The 24,286-nt window shown below is 36.7% G+C and carries 21 protein-coding genes; 16 read left to right on the top strand and 5 right to left on the bottom strand.

Features of this window, described 5'->3' with window-relative positions; translation table 11 throughout:
- Positions 1-50 precede the first annotated feature (50 nt).
- On the bottom strand, positions 51-479 hold the full coding sequence (locus AC1RNS_RS22630; protein WP_492995938.1) for a winged helix-turn-helix transcriptional regulator: 429 nt from the start codon (positions 477-479) through the stop codon (positions 51-53).
- Between the two features lie 125 nt (positions 480-604).
- Here AC1RNS_RS22630 and AC1RNS_RS22625 point away from each other — a divergent pair, with 125 nt between their 5' ends.
- The 5 genes from AC1RNS_RS22625 to ssuE all read left to right on the top strand — a co-directional run bounded on the left by AC1RNS_RS22625 (position 605) and on the right by ssuE (position 6,944).
- Positions 605-1,123 carry a DUF4242 domain-containing protein gene (locus AC1RNS_RS22625; protein ID WP_492995936.1) on the top strand — a complete coding sequence of 173 codons (519 nt, stop codon included), beginning with the start codon at positions 605-607 and terminating at the stop codon, positions 1,121-1,123.
- Positions 1,124-1,167: 44 nt separating this feature from the next.
- Positions 1,168-2,226, top strand: coding sequence for an acyl-CoA dehydrogenase family protein (locus tag AC1RNS_RS22620; RefSeq protein ID WP_492995934.1), 1,059 nt, complete (start codon positions 1,168-1,170; stop codon positions 2,224-2,226).
- A 156-nt stretch (positions 2,227-2,382) separates the two neighbouring features.
- Positions 2,383-4,464 (top strand): catalase, encoded by a 2,082-nt coding sequence (locus AC1RNS_RS22615; protein ID WP_492995983.1) that lies wholly within the window; start codon positions 2,383-2,385, stop codon positions 4,462-4,464.
- A 302-nt stretch (positions 4,465-4,766) separates the two neighbouring features.
- Complete coding sequence (gene lpdA, locus AC1RNS_RS22610) at positions 4,767-6,104, top strand: dihydrolipoyl dehydrogenase (RefSeq protein WP_492995932.1); 1,338 nt, start codon at positions 4,767-4,769, stop codon at positions 6,102-6,104.
- 306 nt (positions 6,105-6,410) lie between these two features.
- Positions 6,411-6,944 carry an NADPH-dependent FMN reductase gene (ssuE, locus tag AC1RNS_RS22605; RefSeq protein WP_492995930.1) on the top strand — a complete coding sequence of 178 codons (534 nt, stop codon included), beginning with the start codon at positions 6,411-6,413 and terminating at the stop codon, positions 6,942-6,944.
- Between the two features lie 64 nt (positions 6,945-7,008).
- On the opposite strand, the gene AC1RNS_RS22600 is transcribed toward ssuE, so the two are convergent.
- Positions 7,009-7,164: a hypothetical protein gene (locus AC1RNS_RS22600; RefSeq protein WP_492995928.1), complete on the bottom strand. Its 156-nt coding sequence runs from the start codon at positions 7,162-7,164 to the stop codon at positions 7,009-7,011.
- A 218-nt stretch (positions 7,165-7,382) separates the two neighbouring features.
- On the opposite strand from AC1RNS_RS22600, the gene AC1RNS_RS22595 reads away from it, so the two are divergent.
- The 7 genes from AC1RNS_RS22595 (at position 7,383) to AC1RNS_RS22565 (ending at position 20,119) form a co-directional block, all read left to right on the top strand.
- Complete coding sequence (locus tag AC1RNS_RS22595; protein ID WP_492995926.1) at positions 7,383-8,771, top strand: aldehyde dehydrogenase; 1,389 nt, start codon at positions 7,383-7,385, stop codon at positions 8,769-8,771.
- A gap of 329 nt (positions 8,772-9,100) precedes the next feature.
- Positions 9,101-10,567, top strand: a complete 1,467-nt coding sequence (locus AC1RNS_RS22590; protein ID WP_492995924.1) for a UDP-N-acetylmuramoyl-L-alanyl-D-glutamate--2,6-diaminopimelate ligase — start codon at positions 9,101-9,103, stop codon at positions 10,565-10,567.
- Between the two features lie 204 nt (positions 10,568-10,771).
- Positions 10,772-12,349, top strand: a complete 1,578-nt coding sequence (locus AC1RNS_RS22585) for a peptide chain release factor 3 (protein WP_492995922.1) — start codon at positions 10,772-10,774, stop codon at positions 12,347-12,349.
- Between the two features lie 305 nt (positions 12,350-12,654).
- A complete protein-coding gene (locus AC1RNS_RS22580; protein WP_492995920.1) occupies positions 12,655-15,708 on the top strand; it encodes an efflux RND transporter permease subunit in 3,054 nt (1,017 codons plus the stop codon).
- 18 nt (positions 15,709-15,726) lie between these two features.
- The gene (locus AC1RNS_RS22575) at positions 15,727-16,812 is read left to right on the top strand and encodes an SDR family oxidoreductase (protein WP_492995918.1); all 1,086 of its coding nucleotides are present in this window, start codon (positions 15,727-15,729) and stop codon (positions 16,810-16,812) included.
- A 355-nt stretch (positions 16,813-17,167) separates the two neighbouring features.
- Positions 17,168-17,932 carry a TerC family protein gene (locus AC1RNS_RS22570; RefSeq protein WP_492995916.1) on the top strand — a complete coding sequence of 255 codons (765 nt, stop codon included), beginning with the start codon at positions 17,168-17,170 and terminating at the stop codon, positions 17,930-17,932.
- An 831-nt stretch (positions 17,933-18,763) separates the two neighbouring features.
- Positions 18,764-20,119: a TrkH family potassium uptake protein gene (locus tag AC1RNS_RS22565; RefSeq protein WP_492995914.1), complete on the top strand. Its 1,356-nt coding sequence runs from the start codon at positions 18,764-18,766 to the stop codon at positions 20,117-20,119.
- A 75-nt stretch (positions 20,120-20,194) separates the two neighbouring features.
- Here the strand turns inward: AC1RNS_RS22565 and AC1RNS_RS22560 are convergent, their stop codons facing one another.
- Genes AC1RNS_RS22560 through AC1RNS_RS22550 form a run of 3 tightly spaced genes read right to left on the bottom strand, consistent with a single transcriptional unit; the run spans position 20,195 to position 22,262 of the window.
- Entirely contained in the window at positions 20,195-21,301 is a 1,107-nt protein-coding gene (locus AC1RNS_RS22560; RefSeq protein WP_492995912.1) for a site-specific integrase, read from the bottom strand.
- 44 nt (positions 21,302-21,345) lie between these two features.
- Positions 21,346-21,786: an ImmA/IrrE family metallo-endopeptidase gene (locus AC1RNS_RS22555; RefSeq protein ID WP_492995910.1), complete on the bottom strand. Its 441-nt coding sequence runs from the start codon at positions 21,784-21,786 to the stop codon at positions 21,346-21,348.
- Positions 21,787-21,806: 20 nt separating this feature from the next.
- Positions 21,807-22,262: a helix-turn-helix domain-containing protein gene (locus tag AC1RNS_RS22550; RefSeq protein ID WP_492995908.1), complete on the bottom strand. Its 456-nt coding sequence runs from the start codon at positions 22,260-22,262 to the stop codon at positions 21,807-21,809.
- 164 nt (positions 22,263-22,426) lie between these two features.
- Here AC1RNS_RS22550 and AC1RNS_RS22545 point away from each other — a divergent pair, with 164 nt between their 5' ends.
- The 4 genes from AC1RNS_RS22545 to AC1RNS_RS22530 all read left to right on the top strand — a co-directional run bounded on the left by AC1RNS_RS22545 (position 22,427) and on the right by AC1RNS_RS22530 (position 24,221).
- Entirely contained in the window at positions 22,427-22,648 is a 222-nt protein-coding gene (locus AC1RNS_RS22545) for a helix-turn-helix domain-containing protein (RefSeq protein ID WP_492995906.1), read from the top strand.
- Positions 22,649-22,680: 32 nt separating this feature from the next.
- Positions 22,681-23,478, top strand: a complete 798-nt coding sequence (locus AC1RNS_RS22540) for a phage antirepressor (RefSeq protein WP_492995905.1) — start codon at positions 22,681-22,683, stop codon at positions 23,476-23,478.
- A gap of 22 nt (positions 23,479-23,500) precedes the next feature.
- A complete protein-coding gene (locus AC1RNS_RS22535) occupies positions 23,501-23,770 on the top strand; it encodes a group-specific protein (protein ID WP_492995903.1) in 270 nt (89 codons plus the stop codon).
- Between the two features lie 157 nt (positions 23,771-23,927).
- Positions 23,928-24,221: a helix-turn-helix domain-containing protein gene (locus AC1RNS_RS22530; RefSeq protein ID WP_492995901.1), complete on the top strand. Its 294-nt coding sequence runs from the start codon at positions 23,928-23,930 to the stop codon at positions 24,219-24,221.
- Positions 24,222-24,286: the final 65 nt, after the last annotated feature.

The raw sequence follows: 24,286 nt of genomic DNA, 5'->3' as shown, positions 1-24,286 counted from the left end.
AGTATGGCAGAATTCCTGGCTATGTAGAGGCTATAAGTGGTTCAATTAGCTTATTTCGCAATAGGACGTATTTGAATGGTATCAATGCGCTCACCCGTATTTTTTGCATAATAGCCAATTTCTACACGTTCCCCTGTCTTTGCATCAACAATTTCTTTGTAGCACTGATCTAAATGTTCACTGCCCCATAAAATCATGGCGTTAAATATTGGCTCCAATGCCTTACCTGAATCTGTGAGTGAATAGGCATAGCGTGGTGGATGTGCTGAATAAAGGGTTGATGCTACTAATCCAGCTTCCTCCAATGATTTTAAGCGTGCAGATAAGAGATTCGCTGAAAGTCCTGGCAAATTTAATTTAATATCATTGAAATTTGTTTGACCAATTAAAAGCTCATGCAAAATGAGTAAAGTCCAGCGATCACCGATAATATTTAAAGTTTGTGCAATATTGCATGGTAAGTCATAACGTGTTTTCATAGTATTCCCTCCATGCAGTAGTGTAGCACAAAATATAATTTTTAGTAAATTCAGTTGTTTTTATTAAGTAAGTATAATAAAATAACTCACATAAAGAAAAAACTAACTATTCGGAGGTATTTACTATGAGTTTATATTTGGTAGAATCAACAGTAAGTGCAATTACAAACAAAGAGCAGTTTTCAGCATTAGTGGAGCGTATCAGTGATTCACAGGATGTGACAGTGATTGAGGTGCAGGTAGCTAAAGATTTTAGCCGCGCTTACTTCATTGTAGAAGCTAGTGAAGAAGCACAAGCAACTGAGGCATTAAGAGCTCAGCATGTACAAGCAGATTTAGTGAAGGAAGTACGTCTTGTTGGTAAAGAGCTTGAAGATGTCAAACAAAATCAGGAAGTAGTGAATTACTTAGTGGAGTGGGAAATTCCTGCGGAGATAACAATGGATCAATACTTAGCACGTAAAAAGAAAAATTCAGTTCATTATGAAGAAGTACCTGAAGTACATTTTTCTCGCACCTATGTTTGTGAGGATATGTCAAAATGTTTATGCTTCTACGATGCACCAGATGAAGCGGCAGTAAAACGAGCTCGGGAGGCTGTACAAACACCAATTACATCGTTAACAGAATTAGCAGATAAGTAAAGTTAAGAAAATAGCAGGTTAAGTGAAGGATAGGAGTGGGAGCCATGGCAGTAGAAGCAGTAGTTTTACAGGCTTTAATAGATGAAAAATTAAAGCCGTTTGTAAAAAAGATTGATGAGGAAGCTTATTATGCGGAGGAATATTTATTTGCTCTTGGAAAAGCAGGTTTTTTCGAATCATCACAAAAGGATGAACAAAGTACACTTCTAGATGAGCTAACAATTGTACAAGAAACGGCAAAGGTCTGTATGACAACTGCATTTTGCCTATGGTGCCACCTTGCTGCATTAACCTATATTCGTAAAACGAGCAATTCTGGGTTACGTGCAGCAGTATTACCTTTACTTGAAGGTGGAGAGCTGCTTGGAGCCACAGGTTTATCGAATCCTATGAAGTTTTACGCAGGTCTAGAAAAGCTGCATTTATCAGCTGAACGTGTTGACGGTGGCTATCTTTTAAACGGTGTGTTACCTGCCGTTTCCAACTTAGCCGATAATCATTGGTTTGGAGCCATTGCCTGCTATGAAGGAAAAGAAGTGATGCTATTCGTCAATACAAATAATTCATCAATCACTCTGAAAGAAAAAGTTCATTTCTTAGGAGTTAATGGTAGTGCCACTTATAGCTGCAAATTTGATCAAGTCTTTGTAGCTGATGAATATGTAGTTGCACACGATGCTAATATATTTGTTGATACGATTCGACCGACATTTGTACTGTATCAAATACCACTAGGCTTTGGTGTGCTGGAGGCGTGCATTGAAGGAATAGAAAAAGTGAAAGCAAAGCAGAATGGCTGTAATGATTATTTACAGGTTCAGGCAGATGAACTTGCAAAAGAGCTTCAACAATTACAAGAAGCCTTACAATCAATCGTGCTAGCAGGTGGAACGGATTTATATGCAATTTGTCAGCTTCGCCTACAGACAGTCTATGCCACATTGGCGGCAGTACAGGCAAATATGTTGCACAATGGATCTGCTGGTTATATCGTTGGTAGTGCACCTTCACGCAAGCTTCGAGAGGCCTATTTCTTTGCCAATTTAACACCAACGGTCCGACAGCTTGAGAAAATGACAAATATTATAAAGATCGCAGAATAACAATGAGTAACCTTGAGAGGCTTATGGCCAATCAAGGTTTTCTTGCATTTAATAGGAAAAACGTTGCCACATTTTATCATTCTTTGAGGACTTCTTTTGAAAGCATGTTTATTCCAGAAAAACATATAGTGTATATTGAGAATTATGAGTATGGAAATGAAAGGGGATTGTGTGGATAAATCTAAGTCGAATCAACGCAAAGATTTAGAGGAGAATGCAAAGGATCAGCAGTTAGAGCAATTTCGTGTTGATAATGATGGAACAAAGATGACGACAAATCAGGGGCTTAAAGTTTCGAATGATGAAGATTCCTTGAAAGCAGGAGTACGTGGTCCAACGATAATGGAGGATTTCCACCTCAGAGAAAAAATAACTCATTTTGATCATGAGCGTATCCCTGAGCGTGTCGTTCATGCAAGAGGATTTGCTGCTCATGGCGAATTTGAATTGTATGAGTCGATGAAAGAGTATACAAAGGCAAGGTTTTTACAGGAACCTGGAAAAAAAACGCCTGTCTTTGTAAGGTTTTCGACAGTAGTGGGAAGTCTCGGCTCGATGGATACAGCTCGAGATGTACGTGGGTTTGCCACGAAGTTTTACACTGATGAAGGCAATTATGATTTAGTTGGCAATAATATTCCTGTCTTTTTTATTCAGGATGCCATTAAGTTTCCTGATTTAATTCATGCTGTAAAACCAGAGCCTCATAATGATATGCCCCAAGCTGCCTCTGCGCACGATACATTTTGGGACTTTGTCGCGAATAATCAAGAAATTGCACATATGGTGATGTGGGTTATGTCGGATCGAGCAATACCTAGAAGCTTTCGGATGATGGAGGGCTTCGGTGTCCATGCATTCCGTTTCGTCAATGAAAAAGGAAAGTCAAGATTTGTGAAGTTTCATTGGAAGCCTGTGCTAGGAGTTCATTCATTGGTTTGGGATGAGGCACAAATTATCGGTGGAAAGGATTCAGATTTTCAACGACGTGATTTATGGGAAGCTATTGAAATTGGCGATTACCCTGAATTTGAGCTAGGCGTGCAGATGCTTGAGCCAGAGGATGAATTTAAATTTGATTTTGATATTTTAGATGCTACAAAGCTTTGGCCTGAAGAAATGGTGCCTGTGAAAAAAATTGGCAAAATGACCTTGAATCGTAATGTGGATAATGTTTTTGCTGAAACAGAACAGGTCGCCTTCCATCCAGGAAATGTAGTACCAGGTATAGATTTTACCAATGATCCACTTTTACAGGGGCGTCTATTTTCTTATTTAGATACACAGCTCATACGCCTAGGTGGACCTAACTTTGCGGAAATACCGATTAATCGACCTGTCTGCCCAATTCACAACAATCAACGCAATGGCTTTAGTCGACAAACCATCAATTTAGGAAGGGTCAGTTACCATAAAAACTCCTTGGCAAATAATACTCCTTCGACATCTACAGCAAAGGAGGGCGGCTATGTTCACTATGAGGAAAAGGTGGAAGGGCGTATTACACGAGCGCGAAGCAAATCCTTTGATGATCACTTTTCACAGGCTAGGTTGTTCTGGAATAGTATGTCGCCTCCTGAAAAGCAGCATATTATTGAAGCCTTTAGCTTTGAGGTAGGAAAAGTAAAAAGTAAATCAGTACGCCAGCAGGTCGTCAATATGTTTGTTCGAGTGGATAAAGCGATGGCAACAACAATAGCGGATAATGTTGGGGTCAATCGCCCAACCGGTGAACAAATAAATGTTACAGCATCCTCCCCAGCGCTGAGCCAGGCGAATACAATAAAAGTACCTCAAACACTAAGGGTTGGTGTGCTTATTGGCGATGGTTTTGACGCTAATGAGGTGGGAGAAGTGCTGAAGTATTTAACAAGGCAAGGCGTACGATACAGTATTATTTCAGATAGGCTAGGGGTAGTGACTAGTAGTAATGGTGTACAATTAACCGCAAGTGAAACATTCATTACAACCGATGCAGTATTATTTGATTCATTATATGTTGTAGGTGTAAAGGCAAATAATCAGGCGAAGTTTAATACTCATATTGTTAACTACATGAACGAATCGTATCGTCATTATAAGCCAATTGGTATTGCTACAACGGGAACGACATTTTTTAATATGTCCAATGCAAATGTAGGACCAGGGATTGTGTTGGCAACGGGTAATAAAGATTTTGCAAGAAAGTATGTTGATGCCATTGCCCAGCAACGATTTTGGCAGCGTAATATTTATTAACTAGTCGTATTTATCCACAAGGAATGGCTAACTGATTTGCATCATACTTTTACACTGAGTCGAGTAAACCATGTATGCGTGACACTTTATTCGATATTAATAAAGTCTCTCATGTTTTTAAAAAGAAGATGAGAGACTTTTTGCTGCTTACCATATATTCAAAATGTTGCATCATAACTTAACAAAACTTTTTCATGGTTCGTACCTGTTTTAATCAAGAAAATATTACTAAATTTTCTGTAAATGATATCTCATTGCATTCAAATTTTGTAAGTGATATGGTGGTAAATGAGGTGAAATTTATGGAAAAATTTGATATTGCAATTATTGGCGCAGGTCCAGGCGGCTATGTGGCAGCTATTTATGCAGCTAAAAGTGGTAAGAAAGTAGCTTTAGTAGAACGTCATAAAGTAGGAGGTGCCTGCTACAATGTTGGGTGTATCCCTTCTAAGATCTTGCTGGAGCATAGTAAGCTTGTGCAGGAAATAAAACGCGGTAATGATTGGGGTATTGAAACACCTGAAGTAAATGTGAATTTTCCACGGTTGATGCAGCGGAAGGATTCCTTGATTAAAGAACTTTTAGCAAATATTGAAGGTTATATTTTAAGTAATCACATCACGTTTTACCGCGGTGAAGCTTCAGTTACGAAGGATTTGACTGTAACTGTCGGAAAAAAAATCTTTACTGCGACGGATATTATTCTAGCAACAGGAAGTAAACCATTTGTACCACCATTCAAAGGTTTAGAGTCATCTAGATACTATACGACAGATACTTTTTTTACTATTGATGAGCTACCAAAGCAGTTAACCATTATTGGCGGCGGTGTTATTGCAGTAGAAATGGCATTTAGCTTAGCGCCACTTGGAACAAAGGTAACAATGCTGAATCATAGTGAGGATATTTTACAGACGGAAGAACCGGATGCAAGACCTCTAATACGACAAAAAATGAAAAAACTTGGGATTGAACTTGTAACGAATTTTCAATTTAACCATTTTAAAGACAATGAAATTCATACATCTAAAGGAATTTATACATATGAAAATCTTTTATTTGCGACAGGTAGACGTCCAAATACAGAAATAGCTCAGCAATTGGGATTAACATTTGACGGTCGTTTAATTGCTATCAATGAGCATCTAGAAACAAGTCAGCCACATATTTATGCAATAGGTGATTTAGTTGGTGGCTATCAGTTAGCTCATTCAGCTAGTGCAGAGGGTATTCATGTAATCGATCATATTTTAGGAAATAAACCTCCATTAATTGAACAAGAAGCTATTCCTCGTTGTGTTTATACACATCCTGAAATTGCTACATTTGGTTTATTAGAGAATCAGGTGAAGGAGCCATATACTGTTGTAAAAATGCCTGTTCACTCCAATTCTAAGGCACTAATGGAGGAAAATACAGAAGGCTTTGTAAAGCTGATTGCTACAAAAGCAGAGGGGCATATATTAGGCGCATGTGTAGTTGCTGATGGGGCAACAGAAATACTAAATGCAATTTTAGCGACGAAAAATGCTGGTGGCACTGCTCATACGCTTGCAAAAATGATATTCCCACATCCAACAGTATCAGAGCATATTGGCGACGCAGCAAAAGGCATTTTTAATAAAGCTATACATCAATAACCTGTATATCTACATTCATTATCAAATAAAATGAATGTAGATTTTTTTGGTAAAAAGCCTATTGACTTTGTAGGTTTTTATGATAAATTAAATTTATAAGATTACTTGGTATTTTGCGTTATTGAGTTGACTAGACATCTAGAGGCTTCTATTACAAAGCGAATTTTCACTTTGTAGATATAGAGGCTTTTTTTATTATTTTTATGTCTCCTATTGGGATAGAGGGAGAACCGGTCAACATGAGATGTTAATTGTTTATGTTATATGTTTGAGGAATTATTTTACTAATTAAAAGGAGTGGTCAGGATGACAAAAGCAGTTATCATTAATGGAAGTAATTCAAAAAATTCTCGTGTAACAGCTATTCATGAAAAAGTGGAGAACTTTTTTAAAGCACAGGGGATAACTGTCCACAATAATTTTGTATACGAATTGCCTGCAGAGGATTTGCTAACAGCTAATTTTACAAGCAAGGCTATTATTTCTGAAAATAAGCAAATAGAAGAAGCGGACATCATTGTAGTTTTAACGCCGATTTATAAAGCATCCTATACAGGTATTTTAAAAACGTATATAGATTTGTTACCGCAAAAGGCATTGCTTGGAAAGCTAATTTTGCCGATTGCAGTGGGCGGCTCTATTGGCCATTTACTTGCACTTGAATATGCTTTAAAACCGATTTTGGCAGTCTTAGGGGCCACAAACATTGCTCATTCTGTATATATTTTAGATCAACAAATTATTCGACTTGAAAATGGAGGCTTTGCAATTGAGGAAGAAGCTATCCAACGACTAGATGTAGAGTTAAAGCAAATAGAGCAATTAGTGATAGTTAATTAATGAAAATGTATGAAGCATGAAAAATAGCGCATTATAGGAAATACACCCCTATAATGCGCTATTTTTAATTGACTTCTGTCTCATCATTTTTCTCTGTCGATGTTGTAGAGAGATATAAGAAAGCCTCATCTTGCAATAGCAATATTTTTTCTTCACAAATACCGTGTGCTAATGGTCCCGAAAAAATAGATTCCCACCAAGTTCCTGTTGTTGTTGTCATTCATCTACGCCCCCACTTCAATTTTTAAATATGTAGTTGTATATTTCCAAAAAACAAAAAACTAAAACCTCATAAAAGATTAAGCTCATTGAATCATCAACACCACCTTGTTAGAAAGAGGAATTTTTGTCTTCAATGTTGTATCGTATAGACAATGATAGTTTGTTTCGAAATGAAAAAACTATGTATGCCATTTTTAAAAAAAGGGGTGCTTTAAGATGAATTTTACGACTCAAGATGTGGAAAATATGATTACAGAGCAACGTCAATTTTATTTTTCAAGAGCGACAAAGAGTGCTAAATTCCGAAAAGAACAATTAATTAAACTGAAGAAATCTATTTTGAAATACGAAAAAGAAATTTTAAATGCGCTGTATTTAGATTTGCGAAAAAGTGAATTTGAGGCATACGCAACAGAAATTGGTATTGTGTTAGACAGCATATCTTATATGGTGAAGCATGTAGAAGAATGGATGGAGCCAGAAGCTGTTAAAACTCCTATCCAATATCAGATGGGTAAAAGCTTTATTGTGCGAGAGCCCTACGGAGTGACACTAATTATTGGCCCATTTAATTATCCATTCCAGCTTGTTATGGAGCCATTAGTAGGAGCTATTGTTGGAGGAAATACGGCTATTGTAAAACCATCAGAAACGTCCGTGCATACAGCAGCGATTGTAAAGAAAATAATTGAGGAAACATTCCATCCCTTCTATGTTCGCGTTGTTGAGGGGGAAAAGGAGGAAGTAACAGCCCTCATTCATGCCTCATTTGACTATATATTCTTTACAGGTAGTGTGGCAGTAGGTAAAGTGGTGGCCAAGGCGGCAGCAGAAAGATTAACACCAGTTGCCTTAGAGCTTGGGGGAAAAAGCCCTGCAATTGTTGATCAAACAGCTAATTTAGAAGTAGCGGCTAAAAGAATTGCCTGGGGGAAATTTACAAATACTGGACAGACATGTGTAGCACCAGATTATCTGCTAGTCCATAAGGATGTCTATGACCCGTTTATTAAATTATTAAAGGAAACCATTCGTTCTTTTTATGGGAAAAATGCATTGAAAAGTTCTGATTACGGTCGTATCGTAAGTTTAAGACAATTTGATCGTCTTCAGAAAATTTTAAAGGATGAACGCGACGCTATAACATTTGGAGGAAGAACAGATCGTGATGACCTTTATATTGAGCCTACCATTATTGAATATGTGAAATGGTCAAATCCTTCCATGCAAGATGAACTATTTGGCCCCATTTTACCGGTTATGATGTATGACGATTTACCATTAGCAATTCATCAAATACGTCAGTTACCAAAGCCTTTAGCGGCCTATTTTTTCTCAGAGCATGACAAGGCTATCCAGTACTTTTTAGAGGAGCTGCCATTTGGCGGCGGTTGCATTAATGATACGATTACACATGTTGGCAATTTACATCTACCATTTGGCGGTGTTGGACCGTCAGGAGTAAAAGCTTACCATGGGAAGGCCAGCTTTGAAAACTTTACACATCCAAAGTCCATTCTAAAAAAATCTTCGAAATTGGAGACAAATGTTCTTTTTCCACCATATAAACAAAAAGTTAAGATTGTGCGAACAATTATGAAATAGCATTGAGAGAGGTGTCAGACTATAAAATTTTTGACACCTCTCTGTTTTATGTGCTTGATTCTCCAAAGACCACATTTTCTTACTTACTTGAATTATGGTTGTCGATAAATGGCGATTATTAATAAGAAAGACCAATTTTGACGGATTATTAACTTTATATTGAAATGATAGCGTTTTCATTGAAAAAACGACTCATGAGACATTTTATTTATCGAGAAATAAGTAGTAAAATAAATTCAATAGAAAGTGGGGGAATTCATATTGTCATTTTTTGTCGAAAAAACAATGGATGATGAAATGAGTGTTGAGATTGATTGGAGGACTATGAAATGTATGCAGAGGAATTGTTAAGTGCATTACCTTTGAAAAAAATAATTGGAGTGTTACCAGACCAAGTCTGTGATATTGTGGTGGATTCTCGAAGTGTGCAACCTAATAGCATGTTTGTTTGTATAAAGGGCTACACAGTGGATGGTCATGATTATGCAGAAAAAGCAGTCGAGGGTGGCGCGACAATCGTAGTGACTGAACGTGAATTACCATTAGGAGAATCGATTGCACAGGTTATTGTGAAAGATACCGACAGAGCAGTTGGCTTACTAGCTGCTAAGTTCTTTGACTATCCCTCAAAGGATATGGCAATGATAGGAGTAACAGGAACAAATGGCAAAACATCGGTTACAGGTATTATTCAGAATATTATGCATGGTATGGGAGAGAAATCTGCATTAACTGGAACCATTGGCTTTAACTTAAATGGAATTTTATATGAATCTGCTAATACAACAAGCGATGCTTTATCGACACAGCAAATGATTTTCCGTGCCAAAATGGAAGGCTGTCGTCTTATGACAATGGAGGTTTCTTCGCACGGTTTAGCATTAGGGCGTTTGGCTGGTGTCGATTATGATGTAGCCATTTTTACAAATCTTACTCATGATCATCTAGATTTCCATGGTACGATGGAGGAATATGGCCATGCAAAAGGCTTACTATTCTCTCAGCTTGGACAAGATTTAGAAAAAAATAAATTTGCGGTGTTAAATGCTGATGATGCATGGTCAGAACGCTATGCTGCAATGACACCCTTCCCAGTATGGACATATGGTTTAATAAATGAAACAGCTGATTTCCGAGCCATTAACTGTGAGTACCATGATTATATGACTTCCTTTGACGTCGAAATGCAGGAAGGGATATTCCGCGTAAAAATGAATTTACTAGGGGAATTTAATATTTACAATGTACTTGCTGCAATGGTTGCATTTTATGGTCGTGGTTACTCTATGGAAACAATTATTGAGCAGATTGAGCAATTGCCGCCAGTAAAAGGACGTATGGAAAAAGTTTGCTCAGATTTACCAGTGCAAATTTTTGTGGACTATGCACATACCCCTGATGCGATTGAAAAAGCGATTGCAGCAGCGCAACCGTATAAAAAAGGAAAGCTCATCTTCCTTGTGGGTACAGGTGGTAATCGTGATAAATCAAAACGTCCAGCAATGGCGGAGAAGGCATCAGCAGCAGATTATGTGATTTTAACGACAGATGATCCGCGCTACGAAGACTATGATAGTATAACAGGCGATCTTGCCAAAGGGATGCTTCATGAACATTATGCTTGTATTGGAGATCGTGCAGAGGCTGTTCGTCACGCAATTGAGATTGCTGAACCAGGAGATATGATTATTTTTGCTGGTAAAGGTCATGAGGATTACCAAATTATTGAGAATACAAAATATCCACATAGTGATGCAGAGATTGCCATAGAAGCGGGTCGATTAAAATTCGTATAATGAATGACCCGTTATCAATGTCTGTTTGAAATTTTTTAAGCGACAATATGCAAATTTCAATATCTCAGACATACTGATGGATGTTAAAGTACCCTTTTAGTAGTCACTAAAGGGTTTTCTTTTTGGGGAATTCATGTAAAAAGCTTGTACGAAAGGCAAGTCTTCTTTTATTATTAGTAAGTATGAAAAAAGGAGAATGACGAGATGAATTCAAATTTAGAAAAAGATATATTATCACGTCGGACATTTGCCATTATCAGTCACCCTGATGCTGGGAAAACGACGATTACAGAAAAGCTTTTACTATTCGGTGGTGCGATTCGTGATGCTGGTACAGTAAAAGGGAAAAAAACAGGTAAATTTGCAACATCTGACTGGATGGAAATTGAAAAGCAACGTGGGATTTCTGTAACTTCCTCCGTGATGCAATTCGATTATAATGGCTCACGTGTCAATATCTTAGATACTCCAGGCCACCAAGATTTCTCAGAGGATACGTATCGTACATTAATGGCTGTGGATAGTGCTGTTATGGTTGTCGATGCTGCCAAAGGGATTGAAGCACAAACTTTAAAGCTATTCAAAGTTTGTAAAATGCGCGGTATTCCAATTTTTACTTTTATCAATAAACTAGACCGTCAAGGGAAAGAGCCACTTGAGCTGATTGAAGAGCTTGAGGAGGTACTGGGCATTCACGCATACCCAATGAACTGGCCAATCGGTATGGGTAAAGAGTTTCTAGGTATTTATGATCGTTATAATAAACGTATCGAGCAATTCCGTACTGATGAAGAAGAGCGTTTCTTGCCAATTGATGAAGATGGAGAACTTGCTGTTGAGCATCCTATGAAGGTCACTTCTTATTATTCACAAGCGATGGATGATATTATGTTGCTTGATGAAGCGGGAAATGCGTATTCTGAAGAAAAGATTCGACGTGGTGAGCTAACTCCAGTTTTCTTTGGCTCTGCTTTAACGAACTTTGGTGTCCAAACATTCCTTGAAACTTATTTACAATTTGCCCCGACACCTCAGCCTAGAATTACCGAAGACGAACTGTTTATTGATCCTGTTGAACATGGTGAATTTTCAGGCTTTATATTCAAAATCCAAGCAAATATGAATCCTGCTCATCGTGACCGTATCGCTTTTGTTCGTATTGTATCCGGTAAATTTGAACGCGGTATGAATATGACATTATCTCGTACAGGCAAATCGTTCAAAGTGACACAATCTACACAATTCCTGGCGGATGATCGTGAAACAGTAGATGAAGCTGTTGCTGGCGATATTATCGGCTTATATGATACAGGAACATATCAAATTGGAGACACTGTTGTAGGTGGTAAGAAAACATTCCAATTTGAAAAATTACCACAATTTACGCCAGAGTTATTTGTGCGTGTTACAGCGAAAAACGTGATGAAATCGAAGCAATTCCATAAAGGGATTTTACAATTAGTGCAAGAAGGCGCCATTCAATATTATAAAACATTGCATACAGAAGAAGTTATTCTTGGAGCAGTTGGTCAATTACAATTTGAGGTTTTTGAGCATCGTATGAAAAACGAATATAATGTTGAAGTGAAGATGGAGCCAGTTGGTTCGAAAATTGCACGATGGATTGAAAATGTAGAGGATGTAAAAGAATCCATGTCTTCAGGACGTTCAATGCTTGTTAAAGACCGCTTTGATAATCTTGTTTTCTTATTTGAAAATGAGTTTGCTATGCGTTGGTTTGCTGATAAAAACGAAAACATTAAACTATATAGTCTTTTATAAATTACAAACACGAATCGACAATTTGCGATTCGTGTTTTTTTACAAGGAAAATTGGAGCAACATGTAGAATATATACAATATTAGGAAATGCAGTTTATCACTACAAGTCAGGTCGACATGCTTGAGTAATAATTGATATTACCCTCACATCTTTTAGACTTTTCTAAAAATTCCGTATCCATCTATAAAATATTGCCGTTACAAGTAAACTCGTCAATAGAGGTTTAATTCATTTACCCATTTATAAAATATTCTCCTTTTCGGTTATCATAGGAAGGAAGAGATAGAGAAGGAGTTTGTACAAAATGAACATTAGTGATTTTTCAATTAAAAGACCCGTTTTTACAATTGTTACAATGCTATTTGTCATTATTTTAGGTGGAGTTTCTTTATTAAAAATACCAATTACGCTAATTCCTGAGCTACATCCACCTATAGGCGTCGTTGTTACTTCTTATCCTGGTGCGAGTCCAACAGAAGTGAATGAAAAGATAACCAAGCCTTTAGAAACAACGCTTGCAACCCTGCCAGGTATCAAAAAACTACAGTCTACCTCGCAAGAAGGATCCAATTTAATTGTACTTGAGTTTAATTGGTCAACCAATATAGAGAATGTACAGCTTGATATTTTACAGCGAATTGATATGACCCCCTTACCGAATGATGCTGAGAAGCCTAGCTTTCTAAAGTTTGACCCATCTCAATTTCCGATTATACAGCTTTCACTTCGTGCAGAAAATGATGATGTAGACGTACGATTATTGGCGGAGGACTTAGAAAAAGAGCTTCGTCGAACAGCAGGAGTCGCAAGTGTAAATGTCTCTGGTAAGCTTGTAGAAGAAGTTCAACTAACTTTAGATGAATCAAAGCTAGTTGAAAGGGGATTAACGCAAGCCGATATAATACAAATCATTCAATCGAATAATGTATCTCTTCCAGGGGAGCCCGTATTAACAAACGATGGAAAAATGCTAACTACACGTATCCTGAGCACATTAGGTACACCTGAAGACATTGCTGATTTAATTGTTTCAGTAAATCCATTAGATGGTAAAGCCTTGACAGTTGGAGATGTAGCAGTTGTTGAACGTGCAGAGCAAAAATCCATGACGACAACAAAGGCAAATAACCATCCGGCTGTATTAATGTCTGTTCTACAGGAATCAGATGCGAATACAGCAGAGGTATCGAAGGCTTTTCAAGATGCGTTAAATGAATTATTAACAAAGAAACAATATCAAGGAATTGTTGCTGATGTATTAACAGATCAAGGAAACTATGTAGATTTGGCGATTAGCAATATTGGATCGTCATTACTTTTAGGTGGCTTATTTGCAATGTTCGTGCTATTTGTCTTTTTACGTAGCGTGAAAAGTCCTATTATTATAGGCATTGCTATTCCATATTCGGTAATTGTCACATTTGTTTTAATGTATTTTGCGAACTTCTCCCTCAATATTATGACATTGGGAGCTTTAGCACTTGGGATTGGGATGCTTGTTGATAATGCCATCGTTGTTATTGAAAATATTGAGCGTCATCTAGGAATTGGTAAAAACCCTATAATAGCAGCTAAAGAAGGGACGAAAGAGGTAGCGCTTGCCATCACTGCTTCCACTCTTACTACAATTGCAGTATTTATTCCTGTCATGTTTATTGAGGGATTAATAGGACAGATTTTCACAGAATTTGCCTTAACGATTTCCTTTAGTTTAATTGCATCTTTAGTGGTTGCATTAACGGTTGTTCCAATGCTTGCAAGCCGTCTTTTAAAAATAAAAGCTGTGAACATTTATGAGAAACGTAATGAGTCATTCTTATATAAAAATTATAAAGCTTCCATTGTTTGGGTATTGAGACATCGAATGCTTATCCTTATCTCAACAATCGTATGTTTTGGCATCGCGCTGTTTGGTCTTATGCGAATTGGTACAGAGTTTTTGCCTCCAACCGATGAAGGGTTTACTTCTATTAATGTAAATTTAGAGAAGGGTGTTGCTGTATCTGAAACGGAGAAAGTAGTTGCGAAAATTGAAGATCGCTTAAAACAGGAGAAGGATGTGGATGTATATGTCAGCTTAGTCGGTGGTACACAACAATCACAGGCTCGTGGACAAACAAGTGCAAATCAGGCTGAGCTTTATGTAAAGCTGGTTCCTTTAGCAGATAGAAAACGTTCAATCTTTGAATTTGTTGAGGAGCTTGAGCAAGATATACATGCAGAGCTAGGTGAACAGGCAGAAATCACTTTTAATGTCTCCACATCAACTGGCTCATCTCCAAATACCTTGACATTTAGATTGACAGATTCTGATGAGCAGAGGCTTCATAGTGCTGTCAATAAAGTACAACAGGAGCTTTTAAAGGTAAATGCTGTGACTAATGTTTCCACAGATTTAGATAACACTGTAAAAGAAATTCAAGTGGAGGTAGACCGAGAAAGGGCAAAAGATTACGGATTTGTTCCTGCACAAATTGCACAAATGGTTAATCAAATGACAAAGGGACAGCTAACTACACAAATCATTGCAGAGGATGGTGCAGTATTACCTGTCTATACAGGCTTTGGACATTTATTTAATGATAGTATTGAATCTTTAAAATCAATGCAGCTACGTTCTCCTGCTGGCTTATTTGTAAAGCTTGAGGATATAGCTACTGTTGCTGTTCAAGAAGGGCCAGTATCAATTAGACGTTCTGATCAAGCGGCCGCTGTAGCATTTTTTGTAGAGTATGAAACAAAGGAATCTTTAGGAGGTATTTCGGCTAAAGTAGACCAAGCATTGCAAAAGTCTAAATTACCTTCTGAAACACAAGTAGTCTTTAGTGGAGATCGTGAACTTTATGATAGTGCCATCAATGATATGCTATTAGCCGTTGCACTAGCTGTAGTGCTTGTATATATCGTAATGGCAGCACAATTCGAATCATTTAAGCATCCATTTGTAATCATGTTTACGGTACCATTAATGATTATTGGTGTTGCCATAGCAATGTTTATGACGAATACGCTAATTGGGGTGACCTCTGTTATAGGCATCTTAGTCCTTGTAGGTATTGTCGTTAATAACGGAATTGTGCTTGTAGATTATATTAATCAGCAAAAGTCTAAGGGAATGGGGACCTATGATGCGATCTTACTTGCTACCCAGGACAGGCTCCGCCCAATTTTAATGACAGCACTCACGACCATTTTAGGTTTGCTACCACTTGCACTAGGCTTTGGTGAAGGAACAGAGATGAATCAGCCTATGGGTATTGCAGTTATTGGCGGACTTGTTACATCAACTTTGCTGACATTATATATTGTACCGACAGTTTATAGCTTAATGGATAAAGAAACTCGGAAGATGCGGTAGGCTCAGGGGGAATGAGAGATGGGAGTTCAATTTTTTACAGGTTTTCCAGGATTCATTTCAAGTCAATTGATAAGGGAGATTTTTCGAAAAAATCAGGCACAGGAAGTTATAGTTATCGTTTTGGCGGGAGAATTAATAAAGGCTAATTTTGAAAAAGATTCTATTATCGCGGAGTTTCCAAATTGTTCGATTCGCATAGTGGAGGGAGATATTACATTACCGAATCTTGGGCTAGAAAATCAAACAGTACAGGAAATTGTATCTCAAATAGAAGTGCTTTGGCACTTAGCTGCTATATATGATTTAGCAGTACCACGTGATATAGCTTGGAAGGTAAATGTGCATGGTACAACGATGGTCAATGATTTTGTTCGAAGTCTTCCGAATTTAAGACGTTATATGTACTTTAGTACAGCCTATGTGGCAGGTACACGTGAAGGTGTTTTAAAAGAAAATGAACTCATTCGTCCTCCTGCATTTAAAAACTATTATGAGGAAACAAAATATGAGGCAGAGCATCGTGTAGAAGATTTAAAATCAGAAATTCCATTAACGATTATTCGCCCTGGTATTGTGCGTGGTCATTCGGAAACGGGAGAAACAATAAAATTTGATGGCCCCTACTTCTTTTTAAATATGGTGGACAAGCTAAAATGGTTGCCTTTTATCCCGTATATCGGTCAATCTACCTCAACAATTAATGTAGTTCCAGTAGATTATATTATTAATGCTTCAACGTATCTAGTTGATGAAAAGTCTGCTGAAGGAAAGACCTTACATTTAACAGATCCGAATCCACATCCTATACAGGAAGTATATCGATCAATGGTAAAGTTGTTAACGAATCAAAATCCTAAAGGACAATTACCCTTGATTCTAGCAAAAGTATCTTTGCAAGTTCCGCTTATTCGAAAAAAGCTTGGGGTAGAACTGGAAACGTTAGACTACTTAACGTGGAATGCTCATTTCGATACAACTGAAGCAGCGGCGATTTTAACAAAGGGTGGGATTACATGTCCAGATTTTATAGAAACGATGCCTATAATGATTGATTTCTATTTAGCACATAAAGAAGATAAAAACTATCAAATTCAGATAAAATAGCATCTCACATATATCCAATCAGCTATTAGATGAACTAGTAGATAGATAATTTTGCCACCAATTAATGATAGTGCTATAATAATTTTTACAGAAGAACACCTTCGACATTTTGTCAAAGGGGAGTAGCTAGCAGATACGAGCGTTGTAGCTGGTTTCACATTCGTCAGGACATGGTTTTTACCATCGGATGTGATAGTAAATAACTCTATGCTCATTAGTATAGAGATGAAGTTTCTTGAAGAAGGGATTTATTTACTTAGCGAGACCTTTGCCTTTTCATAGGGCAGAGGTCTTTTCTTTTGTACCTGTATAGTAATGACTAATTTGGGTATACAGAGAAAGAGGAGGCACTAACGTGGAAGCAATTTTATTACAATATGGGTGGGTACTTATTGTACTTATTGTTTTAGAAGGGTTATTGGCAGCAGATAATGCAGTCGTAATGGCTGTAATGGTAAGACATTTACCGCGTGATCAACAAAAAAAAGCATTATTTTACGGATTATTTGGCGCATTAATTTTCCGATTTTCAGCGCTATTTATTATTACAGTGCTAGTGAATTATTGGCAAATTCAAGCACTTGGAGCAGCGTATTTATTATTCATGTCAGCTAAAAATATATATGATTTACGCCATAAAGAGGATTCAACAGATGAAACGAATGAGAAAGTAGCGAAAAGAGGTAGTGGTTTCTGGATGACGGTGCTTAAGGTAGAGGCTGCGGATATTGCATTTGCTATTGATTCTATGCTTGCAGCAGTAGCAATAGCAGTCACGCTACCAGAGCTAGGACATTTTGATATTGGCGGTATCAATGGTGGTCAATTTACAGTAATGTTACTTGGCGGATTTATTGGCGTAATCATGATGCGGTTCGCTGCACAATGGTTTGTAAAAGTATTAAATGACTATCCTTCACTTGAAACGGCTGCGTTTTTAATTGTAGGATGGGTTGGTGTGAAGCTTGTTGTGTTAACATTGTCACACGAAAGAGTTGGTATTTTACCAGTGGAGTTCCCTCATTCTACAGTGTGGGAGGTAACTTTTTGGGTTGTACTAGTAGCCATTGCACTAGTAGGTTATTTAGTAGGTGTACGGAATAAAAATCAGACACATTAATTTTTTTGAGGAATAGTCATATTTATTCCCATGTTGTTGAAATACTATTATGTCAATGAAATCAAGGTGACAAATTAAAAAGTATAGCCCTTTTTCAAAACGAGGGGTTGATCTCCGTTCCGACTGAGTGCTTTGCCGCTGACGCTTCGCTTTCGCGCAGAGCAGAGCTTCCTGGGGGCGTCCGATGAGCCGCTTGGGGCAACAGGAGGTTGGTCACGAAGGCGTTATCACAGGACGTGATGCTTTTAGCCTTCGTTCCCCTAATATGCTCGCTCCAGGGTCTCATCTGTGACGCTGAATCCCCAAGGAGTCACTCAGTCTACACTCCAATCAACCTTTGCTCATCGTATTTACTTCTGGCAATTCACACAAATATATTGTGATAAATTTGAAGTCTTAGCTATCACTATATTGTGCAAAAATGGAGCTTTGATAACATTTTTCTATGCGAAAACAGAAGAGTATTTTATGTAAAGTTACAAAGTAGTTTGTTTTCCGCATAAAATGTAGGTTAACATCTGTAGAATTGTACCAATATTCTATCCATTTAATGATGGTGAGTAATATGCTACTTTTGAGGGAAGAAAATATTTAAAGTTCTACACTATTGCTGATTGGAGTGCAAGGCTACTCGACTCCCGTGGGATAGCGAGACAGACGAGACCCTGGAACGGAAATCACCTTCATTTTGACTAAATATTCACAAAGAGTCCCTTGACTATTTAATTTTTCAACACTATGGGAATAGTCATATCTATTCCTCTTTCTTTTTTGACGTATTTTTTCTATACTAATATCTATCGAGTTTAGAGTATGGAAGGAGTTATGAAAGTGCCTTGGAAAAAATCTTCGAATAGGCTTGTAACGCCGTTTCAGGTACTAGTATCTTATTATTTTATAGCCATAGCGATTTCCTTCCTGTTACTACGACTTCCAGGCGTTCATCAAGAAGGTGTGAAAGTTTCGTTATTAGATAGCTTGTTTACAGCAGTAAGTGCAGTTAGTGTAACGGGTTTAACAACATTTAATATATCAGAGACATATACAACCTTTGGACTTGTGATGGTGCTTGTTATTCTGCAGCTAGGAGCCATTGGTATTATGTCACTTGGTACCTTTGTTTGGTTACTGGTTGGGAAGAAAATAGGGATGCGTGAGCGTCAATTAATTATGATAGACCATAACCAATATAATTTATCTGGGGTTGTTCAATTAATACGGGAAATATTAAAAATATTAATTGGTATTGAAGTTGTAGGTGCATTTATACTCACATTACACTTTACTAATTATTTCGATACATTAGAGGAAGCGTTTCTACATGGTGTATTTGCTTCTATTTCTGCAACTACTAATGGTGGTTTCGATATTACAGGAATGAGCTTGCTACCGTTTCATAACGATTATTTTGTCCAATTGATAACGATGGTACTAATTGTCCTTGGCGCGATAGGCTTCCCAGTACTAATAGAAGTAAAAACTTTTTTGATGAATCGTCATGCAAATTTCCGATTCAGTTTATTTACAAAAATTACTACCTCTACATATGCAATATTATTTGTAGTTGGTGCAATCGTCATTTTTTTACTGGAATCATTTCATTCATTTAAAGGAATGGTTTGGCATGAAGCGCTATTTTCTGCTATGTTTCATTCGGTTTCGACACGCTCAGCTGGCCTTACAACATATGATGTAACATCATTTAGTGAAGCGACAGATATTTTTATGAGTTTCCTCATGTTTATCGGTTCTTCACCTAGTTCAGTTGGTGGTGGGATACGTACAACAACATTCGCCATGGCTATCCTATTTCTCATTACCTTCGCACGAGGAAGAGAGGATATTCAAGTATTTGGACGAGAAATACATTTAATTGATGTCTTCCGCTCGTTTGTTGTTATTCTGTTGGCTTTCTTTATGGTCTTAGTTGCGACTATTATTTTACTTATAACTGAGCCACATGCATCACTGATACAAATTATTTTTGAAATTACTTCAGCATTCGGTACATGTGGCATGTCATTAGGTATCACTTCTGATTTATCAATCGTTGGCAAAATTATCATTATTATTTTAATGTTTGTTGGTCGTGTCGGCTTAATTTCCTTCTTGTATACTCTTGGTGGTGGGGGAAGAGGTAAAAAATCAAGCTATCACTATCCGAAGGAACGTGTAATTATAGGGTAACAGCAACAAAACGTTGGTATATAAGGCTTCGAAGAGGGGTAATCATTAGATTGCCCCTTTTTTGCCCCCAAAAGATCAATTTTCTAGATAATCTCCGAATTTTTTGAGGGCATTTCTTTCGTGTTCAGGAGTTACATGTAAATAGGTGTTTGCAGTTATGTCTATATTTTTGTGACCAAGTCTGGTACTAACAGTTTTAATATCTACACCAGCCTCTAACATCATAACTGCATGAGTATGCCTTAATAAGTGAGTAGATTTTCTAGGAGGTAACTTGGCATACCTCAGTAGATTTTTCATCATGTCTTGAGGTTTCGTTTGATAAAACATTTTTCCGTTCTCGTCAACAAATACAAATTCAGATTTTTGGTAGTTACTATTGGACGTTTCATTTTCTTCTTGCCAAGCTTTATAATCAAGTAATTCGTTAACTAATTTATCATCGATACTGATTGTTCTATAACTTGATTTAGATTTCGGTGGACCTAACCCTGTTCTAGTGCGTTGACGATCAACTGTAAGTGTTTTATTTACAAAGTCAATATCAGACCAAAATAAACCTAATATTTCTCCACTTCGTAAGCCAGTATGAAGTAAAGTAAATACCATTACACGCTTAAAAATATCTTCGGTTTCAATCGCCGATAGTAATTGTTTTACCTCATTTTTGTTCAAAAATACGGTTTTTTCTTCTTCTTCATCTTTAGTAATTTGTATTCCTCTTAATAAATTTTTCTCTAATTCATCATGCTCCACTGCACTATTAATAATAGACATCATTTCGCCATGAATTCTATCAACAGTGTTTTTAGCATAATCAAAATGAAATAATAGATCATTAATAAACAGTTGATATTCTGCTCTCTTGATTCTATTCAATTTATACCCTTTGAATTTATTAAGTAATTTTCTTTGTCCATTCAAAGCTGAAATGTTACTAGATTCTCTTCTATGTTGGTTATTCATTTTATTATGTATTTCCAACCAATCTTCGAAGAGAATTTCACCTTTTCTTAACTTCTCTACTCCACCTTTTAGTAATTTTTCTTCTACTAAAACAGCAGCAGAACGTGCTTCAGTTTTAGTTCTGAAACCACCTTTCGATATTTCTTTTTGTTTACCAGCGTCATTGTATTTAATACGATACTCCCAGTGGTTGCCTCGTTTACGGAAGTAAGCCATAATTTCACCACCTCAAAATAAGAATATATGTTCTTTTCTAGGTATTAAAATAGCCCCTTAAATTTTAATTCCACTAACTTTACTGGAACGATATATAAGGCAGCTATATCAAAAATTGTCATTCGATCATATGAATCAAATAAATTTTCATCTGGGATTAATAGATATGCAGCAAATGTATTTGCTTGTACTTCAATTTTATCAACAGAAAACAAAGTATTGGCTCTCATAAAAGGAGTATTTAATTTAGTATGTAAAATTGCGTGACCTAGTTCATGAGCACAAACAATAAGTTGTTCTTCGACACTTAAGTTGCTATTAATAAAAATAAATCGATTACGTTTTTCATATTGATAAAATCCTTTTATATCGGGAGGTAAATCCCAATAAAGAATTTCTATTTTTAAATACTTCGCTAATGTAAATGGATTTCTAGTATTATATTTTTCATATAAACACTGGACCTTCTTTTTGATCCATCCCATCCGCAACCCCTCGAATCATGTTATTGTTCATCATTTTCTCGATATTTTTTAGGAATATATTTTTTATTATTTTTCTTTGCAAGACGTACTCCGAATTCCATAGCTTCCAACAAAGATTCTCTTGCTTCTTCACTCATAGGTTCACCCTCGAATAGTAAACCGTTTGCAGATGATAAATCTTCACGTAGTTCGGCCATCCGTTTTGCTATATCGCGTTCATCCTTTTCAGATAAAGAAGATGTTTTTTTCGTTGTTAAATTAGGTGCAACCATTTCGCCCTCACCAGTTAAAAGCCATTTATAAGAAACTCCATATAATTCAGTCAGAACAGTCAAAGTATTCATATCAGGTTCGCTAACGTTATTTTCATAGCCACTGAGCGTTTTGTTATTAATGTTAGTTCTTTCCTTTACTTGCGTTTGTCTTAAACCACTTTTTTGACGAGCCATTCTAAGTCGATCGCCTAAATTACTCATTATAACACCACCTTTTTTTCTTTAAGTTTAAGAACATTTAATCACAATCTCAAAAATAAAGAATATTTTTCTTAAAAACTTAGAATTTTTATTGACTTCTTAGAATTTAAGAATTATAGTTAGTTTAACGAGTTCTTAGATATTAAGAAAAAGGGGTGATTCACGTGAAAGTACACGAAAGAATTCGTCGGTATATAGAGACTAATGGATTGAAAATGAATTATGTTGCTGATAAATCTTCTATTGAATTAAAGAGGTTTTACCGCGTTATTAATGGTGACTCAATCCTATCGGCGGATGAGTATGAACAGATTTGCGTTGGTTTAAATGTAGAAGCAAATTTTTTTAAAGAAAAATTCTTAGTTTCTAAGAATAAAACAGCCTGATTATCCACCTATTACAATAAGGAGGTTTAAAAATGACTCAACTACAAATTATTCACGAACAAGAAGTCTTAACAAAAAAATTCAAGGTATATGGAACATCAGAAAATCCATTGTTTCTTGCAAAGGATGTAGCTGATTGGATTGAACACAGTAATACACGCATGATGTTGAAATCAGTAGATGCAGACGAGAAGGTAGTAAACAATGTTTACACCCATGGAGGACCTCAAGAAACATGGTTTTTAACAGAAGATGGTTTGTATGAAGTGTTAATGCAATCACGAAAACCCATCGCTAAACAATTTAAAAAACAAGTTAAAGACATTTTAAAGGAAATTCGTCTTAATGGTGGCTACATCGTAACTACAAAAGATGATGATGAAATGACTATTTTAGCCAAAGGTTTTCTAATCGCTCAAAAAACAGTTGAACGTCAAAAGCGTGAGAATGAAGCACTACATCAACAAATTGAGCAAGATGCTCCATTTACGAAATTCGGAAAAGTAGTAGCTATATCTGATGGCGCTATAAATATTGGTACATTCGCTAAAATGCTTTATGAAAAACATGGTATAAACCTTGGACGTAACAAACTGATGGCTTGGTTACGTGAGAATGGTTACTTAATTAAACAACATGGTGCTGAACGCAATTTACCTAAACAAAAATATATCATGAACGGATGGTTTCGTGTAAGACCTGCAATTGTTGCTAGAACAGAAGGCGACATGCAAACAGGAACGCCATTAATCACTGGTAAAGGACAAGTGGCTCTTGCAAACATACTTTTAACTGAATTCTCCACAATAGATCACTTGGGAAAAGCATGAACTAACATCGGAGGTGTCATACATGATTCAAGTACAAGTAGATAGACAAGTAGTTATCGACATGGCACGTGAAGAAATCAAAGCTAAATTACAAACTATTGAATCTGAATTTATATTTTGGGATTTAAAAACCTTATGTGAAAAAACGTGTATGTCACGCAGTTTTGTATTAGAAACATTCTTCTTTTTACCTGATTTCCCTAGATATAAGGTTGGAACGAAATGGGTAATACCAGCCAAAGAAGCAAGTGAATTTTTACTCAAATGGTTGAAACAACAACCAAGAGCATAGGAGAGGCCAGGGCAAATGGCCTCAATGTAAATCAAACTACCAATCTAGTAAAAGAGGTAGGGGCAACTACCTCTTATCACTATATTAAGTTAACTTGGTAGAAATTAGTATTCCTTCATGGAATATATTCTAAATTGGAATAAAGGGGCAAATGAATATGGTTGCAGATTTCGCGAAAGTCGGAAAGATGTTAAAAAAATTCCGAGTCGACGCAAATATTACTCAGGAGGAAATGGCAGATAAATTAAATAGTACACAATCAGCTATCAGTAAATTAGAAAGTGGCAGAAAGACAATAGATATTTTCACTTATGCTAAATGGTTAAAAGTTACCGAATCTGAGTTTGCTGGAACAGCAATGATGTTCGGATTGGAAGTAGCGAATGTTATTACACACTTATCACAAACGGTGCCAGCAATAGTAGGAGGTTTTGCATTGTGGATCCTTTAAAACAAATCGAAACTCAAATCACTAAAGAAAAATTGTGTGTGGATGACTTAGTAAAAGAAGTTGCA

Source organism: Lysinibacillus sp. GW821-FHT14F06 (genome assembly GCF_058803665.1).
This window is presented reverse-complemented; position numbering and strand designations above follow the sequence as displayed.